The organism is Erwinia sp. MMLR14_017, assembly GCF_033657285.1.
Classification (GTDB): Bacteria; Pseudomonadota; Gammaproteobacteria; order Enterobacterales; family Enterobacteriaceae; genus Erwinia.
In genome coordinates this window covers 127,919-141,292 of the sequence record NZ_JAWVWP010000011.1, presented here as the reverse complement: position 1 = coordinate 141,292, position 13,374 = coordinate 127,919, and the positions used below count along the sequence as shown (strand labels likewise).

The following is a 13,374-nucleotide window of genomic DNA, read 5'->3' as shown; positions in this document are numbered from 1 at the left end:
CTAACATCAATGCAACAGGCTAATTCTTATCGAATAGTCTGATACAATCAGAATGCGCGTTTTCCATTTAGCTTTATTCCGCGCATCGAATGCATGAAAGGCATTATCTACCAGAATTTAACGCTGTACAGGATGATCGCTTTGTACTTTGAGAACGGGCGGCATCAGTTTTGCCATATTCTACAAACAGAATGCAAAGCATGGGCCTGTAGCAAGTCAGCGCTATGCCCGAATCTTTCAATTGTATTTTTTAAATTCTTATACAGGTAATAACGTCCTGAGCTGTGCTACCTGTTCCATAGTGCTTTGTGTATTTTCCCTGTCTGGTGATAATCAGACACCAGATCGATAAATTCTTTAAAATCTTTGTTCTCTACCACCAGACGATTGACAGATTGCCAGTCAATACTGGTTCGTTCCCGCGCCGGAATAAGAGTCTGACTATTACCGGGATCTAGCGGATTAAGCAGGATCACTCCAATGCCATGCAATGCACATAGCATCTGCAGCTCTTTTTCAACGCTACGCTGCCTGTCTTCGTTTATTTCGGTCGCAACCAAATAGCCGAAGTGAGCCCAGCTTGAATTGCTCACTGCCTGGAAGAAACTCTCCCGAACATTGCTGCGGTTAAGCTGGCGTTTTACCTCAAACGACCACAGGCGGGTCAAACGCCCTTCGCTATAGCGTACACAGTTTTGCACAATGCTATCCCACCCCTTATCAAGTGGCTGTAAAGCAACAATATCAGGGTAAAGCCAATGGTTTGCTCCAAGCCCTTTATTATTGCTTGAACGCTTTTCATCAATACGGCGGCAGAGTAGTTCCTCTTCTTCAGAAAGGTATTCAATCAGAAGCGGATAAAGGGCATGCTCAGAAAGGCTTACTGTCTCAGCAGAGGGCGTGGGAGCGACGTCAAAAGATGACTCTTGCTGAACGCTATCATCCATCTCTTTTGCCCAGTAAAATAGCCTGGGCCGCGGCTTGTCACGAGTCATAACCTTAGGACACATTGCTTTTGCCTGAACAGTTCTGCTCCCACCGACTTCAGCTGCTATTTGACTTAAGAAATCTTCATCACTGGCAAAACGAGGATTTTGACGTTTACTGGCAAGCTCTGCGCTGTAATGATCGATGATCTTTTGGGCAAGCTGACGAGCTGTGAATTGTTCATCAGGGTTGGCCTGAAGAACATTAATAATCATCTGCGGGCGACTAGTCATGGCTCCTGCCTTGATATAACAGTAAGAACGCGGGTTTTAATATGACACAGTGTAAAGCTCCCTAATGCTCAAACCAAGATCTCAGTACGAAATCTTATGGCTCATTTCTCGTTCAACCGTATCGCTCAACCACAATCCAGATTCAATTGATAAGCTCCAGGCTAGAGTCCTGAAACCGTGACCACAGTCTTCAACTTGAATGTCATCTCCTGTTACCTGTAAAAAGTGGTGAATCGTGTTTTTACTCATCAATATGCGAGGATACTACTTGCAATAAAGATCAGCTCATAATTACCACTAACATCTTTATCTGCTTCAGATATTTATTGGCTGACAGAAAAGTAATACCAGATAAGGTTATAAAGAGAAGGTGAGGTGAATACTGAATGCCAGACACAAAAAGCCGCCCTTGAGCGACTTAATTGCATACTGTTGGTGCGAAGGCCGGCCTCAAACAACCATACAACTTTATGTTTTTATTTATTTTTTAATAAGGGCAACCTAAGAATGCCCCCAATTGTGCCCCCATAATAATTTGTGGCTATCATTTTAAAAACAGAGAGTTATGAAATCGCGCAAAGATCAATCATCAATTTTTGATGAAATTTTTCTCTCAGTTTGGTTCCGTACTGTAGATCCTTACCAACGCTGCTGACCCTAAAATTTTAGCATCAACTCAGAAAAAAAGATTTTAAGGAAAAGTGTTCACCCTATTCACCTTTCAAATTTAACATTTATTATCAAGGCATTAAATGATGATCACTTGTGCGACTAGTCTTCACCACTCTTCACTCGGGGTGAACACTGTTCATCTTCAGTTATAAAAAACTGGCTGGGGCGGTTTGATGTTTATCCCGTAGTTTATGCATTGCAGTTAGGCGGCCTCACAACTCTTAGTCAGATCAACGTTGACCTTGATGCGGTTAAGACAGCCTTCATAAAAGGTAAACGGTCACCACAACTATCATCGTCGAATTGCATAAACTCATGGTTTAACGTTTTGTTTAAGGCTGATGACTTAGGCGAAGAAGTCCATAAACCATTTATCATCTATCCTTTCATGCAATGATGAGCGATAGGCGAAAAGTAGCATTGTAATTTGCAAAGATTGTATGATTATCATCAAGGGCATGCTAATAGCCAAATATAGAACATTGAAGGCATGACCAGATGATCTGATCTGGTTAAGGTCAAAAGTAAGATTTAGTCAAAAGATACTGTTTTTAAGTAACCGCTCACCAATGCTAAAGGAATGTTCTTGTAAAAAACAAATTAAATCAAAGGGTTATTTTCTTTGCGAAATTTTTCCCATAGTATTGATTAGCGAGCCTTAATAAGATAATGTTAGTACGGGATGAGATGATTCCTAAATATATTTTATGATTCATCATTTTAAGTGAGCTCGGATGTAATCTTCAATTTCTTTCTCCTAATGTGATTGAGGTTTTATAAATTATTTACGTGATTATTTAAAATTAATAAAAAAATATCTAAATTTAAACATTAATCTTTATAGTCAAGATAACAAGTATGGGTGAATAATGGAAATTTTAGACACGCTTAATTCTCTTTCTGAAAAAATAAAACAGCAGGCTTCGTTAATAAAAACTGAAGAGGCAACTAAAAGTGCTTTCGTAATGCCATTTATAAATAAAGTCCTTGGTTATGATGTTTTTGATCCAACAGAAGTTATACCCGAATTTATCTGTGATGTTGGAACAAAAAAAGGTGAAAAAATCGATTTTGCAATAATTAAGAATGAACAAATACAAATACTTATCGAGTGTAAGAAAATCGGCGAGCCTCTAAATATCAATCATGCATCTCAGCTTTTTAGATATTTCCACGTAACGACAGCCCGGATTTCTATACTTACTAATGGTCAGGTGTATAAATTCTTCACAGACCTTGATGCGCCTAATAAAATGGATGAAAAACCTTTTTTAGAATTGGACTTGGACAATATTGATGAAAATGTAGTCCCAGAAATTTTCAAATTAACTAAAAGTGCCTTTGATGTCGACTCTATTGTAAACGCTGCTGGTGAACTAAAATACGTAAGTCAAATTAAGAAAATAATTTCATCTCAATTTATAAGCCCAGATGATGACTTTGTAAAGTTAATTGCTTCTCGGGTATATGAAGGTGTACAAACACAGAAAGTTAGAGAACTTTTCTCAGTCCTTACAAAAAAATCGCTGACACAATGGCTAACTGATCAAGTCAACGAGAGGTTGAAATCAGCTATTAACAGTACTAAAGTCATTGATACTAAAACTGGTTTCGAACCAATTAAAGATGATGAGGCTCTATTAATTAGTGACGAGAATAATGATATTGTAACTACACCTGAGGAAATCGAAGGTTATCACATAGTTAAATCTATAATTAGAACCACCCTTTCTCCAGAAAGAATTGGATATAGGGATAATAAAAGTTATTTTGGTATCCTTATTGATGATAATAACAGAAAACCTATATGTCGACTCCATTTAAACAGAAGTCAAATGTATATAGGATTATTTGATGATAACAAGAAGGAGATAAGGCATCCATTGATTTGTATTGATGATATATTCAATTTCTCAGAAGGGTTGCTGAAGGCGGCTAAATTATACTTATAAATTTCTAGATACCATATTATATTTATTTGTAAATAATACAATATTTTATAAACGTGGTTGGATATTTTAATATTAAGGCTAAATAAAAATGCATGCGGAATTATAGCTGCGCTTGCACAATTTCCCGAAGCTTTGGCTTCGGAATATAAAGTGTCAAGGATGCAGTGATCTTTCCCCATTGACTAACATGCTGTGAATGCCCACTTTTCAGATTCTGGCACTAAGGCGCTCTCAGCAGGAGCAAGGGCGGCTATGAGCGGGGTGCGGAAGTTGGCTCTACAGAAAGTAAAAAAAATCTGAGAGTGGATGCTCATGTTAAGTGGGATGCTTGCACTATTTACGGGAGTTTCTGAACCAAATCATTAGTCTTGAAATTCCATGAATCATCACAAAATACGTGCTAGTTTCAAAAAAAAATCAAACTTTACATCTTAATAATATAATCTGACTCTCATAAAATATAATTTTCCATTGAAATTAAAATAAGGATTAAAAATGGCAAAAACTATATCAGTTTTTAATAACAAAGGTGGTGTTGGTAAAACCACTATAATTTGGAATCTAGCTGTGTCGCTAGCAGATAAAGGAAAAAGTGTTTTATTAATCGACTTCGACCCACAATGTAATCTTTCGATTGCGTGTATTGGCGATGAAGAGTTTTCTGAGTTGTTAGTACCTTCTGATGCATTTCCTTTTGGAAAAACAGTCAAAGCATTTGCATTGCCTTACATACAACAAAATGCTATAGGTGAAGTATATACAACTGAACCAAAAACTAAAACAGATGCAGGGGTTTTACATATTGTCCCTGGCGATTTTTGGCTCAATACATTTTCCGATATTTTAAACGTTGGTACTGATGTTATAAGTGGTGCAGGTTTATATCGTTTTATTTTACCAGCATTGATAACTCAAAAAGCATCAGAAAAAAATGAAATTGATTATGATTATGTTCTAATAGATTTGCCGCCCTCATTCAATACTCTTGTCAGGTCATCATTGTATTGCTCAGACTATTTCTTAGTTCCATGCACACCTGATTTATTCTCTTCCTATTGCGTAGGGTTGATTGGCGAGATGTTGCCATCATTTATACGGGATTGGGAACAAGGCAAGGAAAGGTATCTGAGTGGTAATCCCCGCGATAAAGTTGTGTCCCACAAAGGAATGCCTAAATTTGGTGGCTGGATATTCAATGGATTTGATACAAGAAAGCAAAATGGTATCAAACAAGAGGTTGGTGCAGATGCTGTTCATCATCGTTCAATAAGAAAAGCTATTGAAGAAAACATGATCCCTCAGCTTTCCCGAATTTCATCTTATGAAGCTGTTCCTGATTTTACTGATTATGAGCCCGTAGGAAAGATTGAAGATCTCAACGTTATGGCTCCTGATAGTATTATTCAAAACATACCTATTCGCTATCTGTCTCGAGTCAGACCAACGAATGCTCTTCGCGGAAGAGGACAATGGGCGGTTAATCAAGTTGATCTTATGAATGAGATGGCTGATGAGTATGATAAGTTGGCTGATCACATAATAAATAGTTTTTAACTTTGAAATGTGCATCTTTTATAAGATGCACTTTTTTGATGCGTTTTATTTAATAGTTTTTCTAAAATCCTCACTGACACGGCAGGGGCACTGAGCTTCTCCCAGTTGATTAATGCATCTAGTTGTTAGCAACGCCCGTTTCTAGCACATAGCGGACTACCTGATTATGTTTTTTAAGATCATGAAGGCATGAATCAGCCCGTAATTAATGCTGATATTGGCTCGGTAATTAACGAACTTAGGAAAAAGTGAAATATAAACGAAAGAATGATTTAACTTTATCAGGCACCTTCTGCCAGACGCAAAAAAACCGGCCGGAGCCGGTTTGTTGTCTGTCGTCTGGCTTATGCATCACAACGGGGCAGCCAGTCTGCCTCGCACTCTTCACTCAGCTCCAGGCTGGTCTGAAAGCCGTTCTTCGTTTTGCGCTTCAGCAGCTCAATCTCGTACTCCTTCAGCGTCTGTGGCACCGCCTGCCCGAATGCCGTCAGGCTCATGGGGTGCTGATGTCCCCTTGCTTCCATAAAGGACAGATAAGCGTGATAGAGGTAGCGACGCGGATTCATGGGCCGGATATTGGCGTTGCCGATAAACAACCCGTTCGGGGTGCTCAGCGGCGTCAGGTAGCCGCAGAAGTCAACCAGTGGGTCGGCGCTGCGCTTGATTTCCAGCGCCTCTTCCGATGACTGCTGCGCCTGTAGCAGCTCGCGGGCATCGTCAGGGCGTGTGAAGCGCCGCATCAGGTGGCGCACGATAACCGCCAGCTCACCGGCAATCTTCTCCAGCAGCTGCGGGTCGCGCTCGTTTGCCGGTATCACGTCCGGGAACGGCAGGATTACCCGGCGACGGGACACGCCGCCGCTGCGGTCGCTGAAGCGCATCGGGTTGTTGTTCACCGCCAGTATCACCGCCGGGATGTGGGTTGAGTAGGCGTCGCGGTACTTCGGGTCAATCGCCACGGCGTCACCGCCGGTTATCGCCTTGATGCCCGCGCCGTCACCGCTCCACTTCTCCTGGTCGGGCAGAATAATCAGCGAGTAGCCAACCACGCTTGCGCGTTCCCGTGACGATTCCAGCGTGTCGATGGTAGCGGCCGTGGTATTGTCCTCTCCGGCCAGCAGGCGGGCAATCGAGGCCATCACGCTTTTACCGCTGCCGCCGGGGCCGGTTACCTCGAGGAACAGCTGCCAGTCGTAGCGGTTTGCCAGCACCATAAATAACGCCGCGAGGATACGCTCCTGCTTCACCTCATTACGTCCTGCCGCCCGCGTCAGCCACTGCCAGAAGTGCGGCGCATCGTCCGCCAGATTCTCGCCCGCTTTCGGCGTGGTGTAGTCGACGCTGTTGATGGTTCTGAGCCAGTGCTCTTTTTTGTGCGGGCCAAAGGTACCGGTCGCGGTGTCAAACACGCCGTTACGAAAACCAATCAGCCGGCGGGCCGGTGTGCCCATCTGCGGCACCATCAGCTTGAGGGTATCCACGATACCGCCGATACCGGTTGCCGAGAACGGCGCGCGCACCTTCTGAAACAGCGCGGCGATTTCCCGGCTGAGCACACGGTAAGGAAGCACCTGCCACGCGCCGCCCTCATACCGGCACAGGTCTTCCCCTACGACCGGCACGGCCAGCGTGTTGAGGTAGTGCGCGGCCAGCAGCTCTGCCTTCTGGCTGGCGCTCATCGCCTTAAGGTCGGCCTCGCTTACCGACTCAAACGGGCTGAGCGCTTCCGGCTGCGTGAAGGCGGTCAGCATCGCCTGAGTGGTCATTTCTCCTTCTGCCTGAAAGACGTCGTTCCAGTCGCCGGTGACGGGCGGTAATGCGGGCCTGCCGTTGCAGCGTTTTGCGGCGGCTTCAGCGCGCAGCTGGCCGGTGCCGTTCTCGTCGTGGTCGGCGGCAATCAGTATCATTGCCTCCGGGTATTCGGCATGCAGGCGCCCGGCAAGCGCGGGAAGGTTGTTGGCGCTCAGGGCGACGTAAACGGCCTGGCCGGTCAGCCGGTGCACGGTCAGGCCGGTGGCGTAGCCTTCGGTCAGCCAGAGGACGTCGCCCGGTTCGCCCAGGCGGTGGAACGGATTGAAACGGATGTGCTCGGACGATGCCGGATGAGAAAATCATCCTACACAATGATTTTTAAGGTTTTTTTGGACTTCCCCGGACGGGGTTGGACAGGATACTGGTGCCGAAGGCCGGAATCGAACCGGCACGCCTCGCGGCGGTTGATTTTGAATCAACTGCGTCTACCGATTTCGCCACTTCGGCACTGAAGGGTATGCGGAAAACGTTGTGGATTATACCGTTACCCTCTCAGCACGCAACTACTATCCGCACCGATGTGATGCAAGTGCTGAAAAATCCATCGCCCAGCTCTCTCATAAGCATAAACAGAAGTTCTGGCCTTCTCCTGAAATCGATAAAATGCTCAGCGGGCAACCTTGCTCCTTAAGACAAATCTCAAAGCCCGCCTCCTGCCCTTCTCTGTCCCGCAACAGCGGAACTCCCTTGCATTCCGGCAGTCCCAAAGGAAGATAAAGCGTGATGCCAGGAGGGCGCGCGCCGGATAACAAACGTAAAGGGTTAACTATGAAAGCTTCTAAGATGGTTTTGGCATTGACGGTTTCTACTTCCTTGTTCGCTGGTGTGGCCTCGGCGGCCAGCTGGCAGGATCAGCTGAGCAGCGCGGCTTCTTCGCTCAGCCAGAATTCTAACTCCTCCAGTTCTACCACTTCACCGCAGCCGACAGGCACCTCTCTGGGTGCGCTGACCGGGCTGTTGAACGGCGGTAATCAGTCGCTCAGCTCCAGCACCATGACCAACGCCACGGGCGTGCTGCAGTACTGCATGAAGAATAACCTGGTGGATAACAACGTCAGCTCGGTGAAAGATCAGCTGCTGGGCAAGCTGGGCCTGACTGATACCACCAAACAGCAGGAAACCACCGACTACAAACAGGGTCTGATGGGGCTGCTGAATACCGGCAATAACCAGCAGGTGAACCTGAGCAGTCTGGGCGACACCGCTATGGGCAAGAAGGTGAAAACCAAAGCCTGTGACCTGGTGCTGAAGCAGGGCAAAAACTTTATCTCCTGATAAAGGCGAGCCTGTTGATTATCACAAGATCTCCTCACTTGTGATAAGACCAGGCAAATGATCATAATGAGATTGTTTTTATCATGGAAAAGGCGAGCCTGTTGCTCATGAAGAGATTTTCTCTCTTACAGTAAAGGCGAGCGTCACTGTTGATGATTAGCAGATTGAACCTGTACTGATCACAGTAAGGCTCTCTCCTCACTCTCTCTAAAACGGTGAGGCTGTCCCCTCACCGTCTTCCCGCGAGCCGCCACTGTGCGGCTCGTTTTTATTTCACCATAAGCTTGAGGCCCAACAGCGCCATTACGCTTCCGCCCAGACGATCAAACATCGCCTTATAGCGCAGATAAGTGGTACGCGGGCCGCGCGAAGAGAGCGCATAAGCCACAAACGCATACCACAAGCCATCCACCAGCAATGATACGACAGGCAGCGCCACATACATCATCGGAGAGATGTGCGCAGGCAGCAGCGCGGCGAATATCCCGGCGGTGACGATCGCCGTTTTCGGGTTACTGATCTGGGTGATAAAGGCGTGCAGAAAAGCCTTACGGAAACTTTTACCAGAGCTGCTTCCCCCTTCCACATGCAGCGGCTCACGCGCGCCTTTGAACATCCTGTACGCCATCCACAGCAGATAGAGCCCGCCGCCGGTCTTCAGCGTCAGCCACAACCACGGCACCGCCGCCAGCAGCGTGTGCAGCCCCATCAGCGCGATCAGAGAAATAATAACTGCGCCGACGCCCATGCCCAGCGCCGCGCCCATACCTGCCCGCCGTGAAGAGGCCACCGCCGTTCTTGCCACTAAAATAAAGCTTGGGCCAGGACTCATCGCGCCCAGCAACAGCGCGCCACCAATCGTTGCCACCGACAGAATTGCCGTTTCCATTTTTCTCGCCTCCTGAGAACTATCCCGATATAACATACGCACGCCAGGCTAAAAAGGGCAATCCCCTTCTCGCCTCGCTGCGTACCGGGCGCTACGCTTAAAGAATAAGTTGCCCATTTGTTTACTTCAGGGATTACATCAATGACCGAATCACTGCTGATTGCCAAATCCGCCGGCCTCCCGGTTAATTTACTGTCCGGCATGGCTAACCGCCACGGGCTGATTACCGGCGTAACCGGAACCGGCAAAATCGTCACGCTGCAAAAGCGGGCGGAAATTGCGGTGGATGACGGTATTCTGGGCGGGCTGAAGGATATTCTTTTTGGCAGCACCGGCCCGCGCGGCGGCAAGCGCGACGGCATAGTGCAGAGCGTGGCGAAAAGCGCGCCGCGTCAGGTCACCAGCCAGATTATTCGCGGCGTGCTGGGCAGCATTATGGGCGGCAGAAAGCGCTGAGCCGCTGGCTGCGCGATCTCTGGTAAGTCACTACTCCTCAGCACCAGCCAAAGGAGATTAACAATCTGTCGTCAGCCCTGCTACAGTCAGAGGCTGCGTTAAACGCGCCAACAGGGACAAGCCCGGCAATGGGCTGGATTAGGGAAAGCAGTAACCGGGAGAGCAGAGCATCCATGGATAAAGAATCAGAACTAATCAGAGCAAAACGGACGCCGCTGCTGTTGCTGTGCGGCGCCGCCCTTCTCTTTATTGCCACCGTACTTTACCCGTTGTGGTATCCCACAAATCACTGGGTTGGCGCCCTGAAAGCGGTGTCGGAAGCGTCAATGGTCGGCGCACTGGCGGACTGGTTTGCGGTCAGCGCACTGTTCCGCCGCGTGCCGATCCCGCTGGTGGGCCGCCACACCGCCATTATCCCCCGCAATAAAGATCGCATCGCCGATAACCTGGCGATGTTTGTCCAGGATAAATTTCTCAATACCGAATCCCTGCTGACGCTGATCCGACGTCATGATCCGGCGCAGATCATCGCCAGGTGGCTGAGCCAGCCGGACAACGCTGCACGGCTTGGCGGCTATCTGCTGAAGATTGTTCGCGGCTTTCTGGACCTGGCCGATGATACGCGTATTCAGGCGTTTATGCGCCGCGCTATCCACAAGGCGATTGATAAGGTCGATCTGACGCAGTCCGCCGCGATGGTGCTGGAGAGCCTGACCAAAAATAACCGGCATCAGGCGCTGCTGGATGACGCCATCGCGCAGGTGCTGCATCTGGTGAACAAACCCGGCACGCACGACTTTATCGCCCAGCAGGTGATGCGCTGGCTGAAGCGGGAGCATCCTCTGAAAGAGAAGATGCTGCCGACGGAATGGGTAGGAGAAAAAAGCGCGGAGCTGGCCGCCAACGCGGTGAAGTCGATTCTTAGCGATATTGAGCAGGATGGCGCGCACGAGATCCGTCAGGGTTTTAACCGTGCGGTACAACGGCTGATTGAGCGGCTGCGCAGCGATCCGGAGATGGTGGACAAAGCGGAAGAGATCAAAGCTTATCTTAAGCAGGATGAGGCGCTGAACACCTATATCAGCCAGCTGTGGGGCGACCTGCGCAACTGGCTGAAGGAGGATCTGGATAAGCCAGACTCTGTGCTGCATGCGAAAGTCAGCGCGGCCGGTCAGTGGCTGGGCGAAACGCTGATGCAGGACGCCAGCCTGCGCGCCTCGCTGAATCAGCATATGGAAGAGGCCGCCACCAGCGCCGCGCCGGAGTTCTCCGCCTTTCTTAGCAGCCATATCAGCGACACGGTGAAAAGCTGGGATGCAAAAGATATGTCCCATCAGGTTGAGTTGAACATCGGCAAGGATTTACAGCGCATCCGGATTAACGGCACGGTGGTAGGTGGCGTGATTGGCCTGATCTTATGGGGAGTGACGCAGCTTCCCGCGCTGATCGACTGGATCCGCGCGGGAGCATTATAAAGGCAGAGGGTTATTTACGGTCGTCATCAAGGCGCGACAGATCGTGCTCCGTGTCGCCCTCTTTTTCCACCTTCACTTCCTGGCGACGCACGCTGTCCTTCACCGTTTCCACGCGCTCGGTGCCTTCGCTTCGTACGCCCACCTCTTCGCGGATGTGGGCCGTTTTACTGACCACCGGCACTTCGTGGGACTCTTCCACCTCAATGGTTTTGTCAGACCAGTCAACATCGTTGAGATAGGAGGGTTCATCTACCGCATGGCGAAACACTTCGGCATGCTGATCGTAGAGCGAAATGTCTTCAGAGACTGACTCTTCTACTGTGTAACGGCGCAGGCGAACAAAGCCGTCGCTGACCTGACGTTTACCAATCTCCACCTCTTCCTCAGCCAGCGTCAGCCCTTCGCGCTGATCATCACGCTGGAGTCCGCCACTGGTGAGCGGCGCTACGCCTTCATTGGCCAGTGGGCGGTCTGCCTCTTCATTGTACAGCGGTTCGTCGGTGGCGAAACGGTCATCACTCTCTGTACCAAGAAGGCTGTCCGTTCCGCTGGTAGGACGATCGTCCGTATCCGTGCCCAGACGGCTGTCCGCCCCGGTAGTAAGACGATCGTCCGTATTCGTCTCATAGCCTCCGCCTGAGGTGGTGGTAAGAGGATCGTTATTATCCCTCACCGGACTGCCACCCAATGTAGCGGCAAGAGAGTCATCTTTTCCCGTCTCGTAGCTGCCACCCGCGCCTCTGGAAAGCCGGTCATCCGTGTCCCCCAGCAACTGACGATCCGTTCCCTGCCCGTCGCCTGGCGTCAGGCTTGAGTAATCACTGGAATATTGATCCAGCAGCATCTCGACGTTACCTGCTTCCTCTTTCGAGACGCGAACGGTCAGCAATACCCCGCCAGTTTGCAGCGCACGGTTATATTCGCTGGCGTAACTTTCATCCACATCGTCGCCAAAAATGCGCTGCCAGAAGCTGGGATGGCGAATCTCTTTGTCTTCCACCCGCAGGCGCTCACCGGAGATGATATCGATATTTTTCTCGGCAATGCCTTCGGCAATCAGCTTTTCCCGGGCAACCTGCGCCTGCTGTTCCTGGTTGAATGCGGTAACGATTTTTTCATGTGCCATAACAGATTCCTCGTAAATGGGTTTAGGGTTTTCCTTTCTCCTTACGAATCTTCACCTCCTGGCTTCTTATCAAAACGTTTTGTTGATAAGGCTCTACTTTTTTGACTTTACGGATATGCACTTCTTCTTTCAGGATTTTCCGGCGGATAATTTCAACGCGCTCTTCTATAACCGGAATAATTAAGAGGTCGCCTTCATAACGAACTTCAGCAGAGTAGTCATCCTCTACCAGCTGGTTCTTAGCGATATGCTTAATCTCTACTTCATCGCGCGCTAATTCGGTTTCAAGCAGCTCGGCAGCAGAGGTAGTGGTTCGCTCGATTTTGATGCGGCTGTCCAGCACGCGAGCCTTAGTGAGAGTGGCATGTTCCTCCGACAGCGGCAGCCGTTGCTCCTCACCGGAAGCTGGCCTCAGGGGATCGGATTTGCCGCCCATAGCGACTCCTTTAATAAGGCAAGAGATTAATGACGCAAAGTGATTAGATCTTAGCGCAGCCGGAACGCTTTAGCGGTGGGAAGGAAAATAAAATGTAATGGAAATTTTTTTTCACTGACAAAGCTAAATAAAGGCTGGCCCTTATTGTTAACGTAAATTACCTTCAGCGATAACGGCGTCAGTTTATTCTCTTCGAGCCTGTTTTTAATTTTTAAATAAATATAACCAACACAGGTAATTGCAATAAGCGAAGCGGCAGGCAAGGTCATTATATTACTGTTTTTCTCTGAGCCACCTGGTAGCAGAGGTTATGTCAACGCCGGGCTGGAAAAGTGACACCACAGAGATAAAAGCGATGCGCGCCTGGCCCTCCTGCGTCTGTTTCATCAGACCTTGCAGTCCGCTGAAAGTGACATTCTGCAATAAGCGGGAATGATATCGACACGCTTTGCGGGCGATAAAAACAACTCAGGCTCGCCAGCTTTCGCTGATGAGCCTGAGTTCTGA

10 protein-coding genes, 1 tRNA gene and 1 pseudogene are annotated in these 13,374 nt (G+C 48.4%); 5 read left to right on the top strand and 7 right to left on the bottom strand.

Going from position 1 to position 13,374, the window contains the following annotated elements:
• Window positions 1-287: 287 nt before the first annotated feature.
• The gene (locus SD961_RS17490; protein WP_318791608.1) at window positions 288-1,220 is read right to left on the bottom strand and encodes an HrgA protein; all 933 of its coding nucleotides are present in this window, start codon (window positions 1,218-1,220) and stop codon (window positions 288-290) included.
• Window positions 1,221-2,736: 1,516 nt separating this feature from the next.
• On the bottom strand, window positions 2,737-2,859 hold the full coding sequence (locus SD961_RS21745) for an AgrD family cyclic lactone autoinducer peptide (RefSeq protein ID WP_412916702.1): 123 nt from the start codon (window positions 2,857-2,859) through the stop codon (window positions 2,737-2,739).
• On the opposite strand from SD961_RS21745, the gene SD961_RS17485 reads away from it, so the two are divergent.
• Both SD961_RS17485 and SD961_RS17480 read left to right on the top strand, forming a co-directional pair.
• On the top strand, window positions 2,801-3,844 hold the full coding sequence (locus SD961_RS17485) for a type I restriction endonuclease (RefSeq protein WP_412916701.1): 1,044 nt from the start codon (window positions 2,801-2,803) through the stop codon (window positions 3,842-3,844). The two genes, SD961_RS21745 and SD961_RS17485, sit on opposite strands and share 59 nt — an antisense overlap.
• A 495-nt stretch (window positions 3,845-4,339) precedes the next feature.
• A complete protein-coding gene (locus SD961_RS17480; RefSeq protein ID WP_318791606.1) occupies window positions 4,340-5,398 on the top strand; it encodes a ParA family protein in 1,059 nt (352 codons plus the stop codon).
• A gap of 344 nt (window positions 5,399-5,742) precedes the next feature.
• On the opposite strand, the pseudogene SD961_RS17475 reads toward SD961_RS17480, so the two are convergent.
• Window positions 5,743-7,440, bottom strand: a pseudogene (locus SD961_RS17475) (primase-like DNA-binding domain-containing protein); the annotation flags it as partial.
• A gap of 132 nt (window positions 7,441-7,572) precedes the next feature.
• Window positions 7,573-7,657: transfer RNA gene (locus SD961_RS17470), tRNA-Leu, on the bottom strand.
• Window positions 7,658-7,978: 321 nt separating this feature from the next.
• On the opposite strand from SD961_RS17470, the gene SD961_RS17465 reads away from it, so the two are divergent.
• A complete protein-coding gene (locus SD961_RS17465) occupies window positions 7,979-8,485 on the top strand; it encodes a DUF2501 domain-containing protein (protein WP_318791605.1) in 507 nt (168 codons plus the stop codon).
• 268 nt (window positions 8,486-8,753) lie between these two features.
• Here SD961_RS17465 and SD961_RS17460 read toward each other — a convergent pair whose 3' ends face one another.
• Window positions 8,754-9,374, bottom strand: coding sequence for a LysE family translocator (locus SD961_RS17460; protein WP_318791604.1), 621 nt, complete (start codon window positions 9,372-9,374; stop codon window positions 8,754-8,756).
• Between the two features lie 141 nt (window positions 9,375-9,515).
• Here SD961_RS17460 and SD961_RS17455 point away from each other — a divergent pair, with 141 nt between their 5' ends.
• Both SD961_RS17455 and SD961_RS17450 read left to right on the top strand, forming a co-directional pair.
• Entirely contained in the window at window positions 9,516-9,830 is a 315-nt protein-coding gene (locus SD961_RS17455) for a helicase HerA-like domain-containing protein (protein ID WP_412916698.1), read from the top strand.
• Window positions 9,831-10,003: 173 nt separating this feature from the next.
• Window positions 10,004-11,305 (top strand): DUF445 domain-containing protein, encoded by a 1,302-nt coding sequence (locus SD961_RS17450; RefSeq protein ID WP_318791603.1) that lies wholly within the window; start codon window positions 10,004-10,006, stop codon window positions 11,303-11,305.
• 10 nt (window positions 11,306-11,315) lie between these two features.
• Here SD961_RS17450 and SD961_RS17445 read toward each other — a convergent pair whose 3' ends face one another.
• Window positions 11,316-12,431 carry a YsnF/AvaK domain-containing protein gene (locus SD961_RS17445; RefSeq protein WP_318791602.1) on the bottom strand — a complete coding sequence of 372 codons (1,116 nt, stop codon included), beginning with the start codon at window positions 12,429-12,431 and terminating at the stop codon, window positions 11,316-11,318.
• A gap of 22 nt (window positions 12,432-12,453) precedes the next feature.
• A complete protein-coding gene (locus SD961_RS17440; RefSeq protein WP_318791601.1) occupies window positions 12,454-12,867 on the bottom strand; it encodes a DUF2382 domain-containing protein in 414 nt (137 codons plus the stop codon).
• Window positions 12,868-13,374: the final 507 nt, after the last annotated feature.

Excerpts from the sequence above, each read along its gene's own strand:
- SD961_RS17490 (WP_318791608.1), bottom strand. The coding sequence starts at position 1,220 with ATGACTAGTCGCCCGCAGATGATTATTAATGTTCTTCAGGCCAACCCT.
- SD961_RS17480 (WP_318791606.1), top strand. The coding sequence starts at position 4,340 with ATGGCAAAAACTATATCAGTTTTTAATAACAAAGGTGGTGTTGGTAAA.
- SD961_RS17465 (WP_318791605.1), top strand. The coding sequence starts at position 7,979 with ATGAAAGCTTCTAAGATGGTTTTGGCATTGACGGTTTCTACTTCCTTG.
- SD961_RS17460 (WP_318791604.1), bottom strand. The coding sequence starts at position 9,374 with ATGGAAACGGCAATTCTGTCGGTGGCAACGATTGGTGGCGCGCTGTTG.
- SD961_RS17455 (WP_412916698.1), top strand. The coding sequence starts at position 9,516 with ATGACCGAATCACTGCTGATTGCCAAATCCGCCGGCCTCCCGGTTAAT.
- SD961_RS17450 (WP_318791603.1), top strand. The coding sequence starts at position 10,004 with ATGGATAAAGAATCAGAACTAATCAGAGCAAAACGGACGCCGCTGCTG.
- SD961_RS17445 (WP_318791602.1), bottom strand. The coding sequence starts at position 12,431 with ATGGCACATGAAAAAATCGTTACCGCATTCAACCAGGAACAGCAGGCG.
- SD961_RS17440 (WP_318791601.1), bottom strand. The coding sequence starts at position 12,867 with ATGGGCGGCAAATCCGATCCCCTGAGGCCAGCTTCCGGTGAGGAGCAA.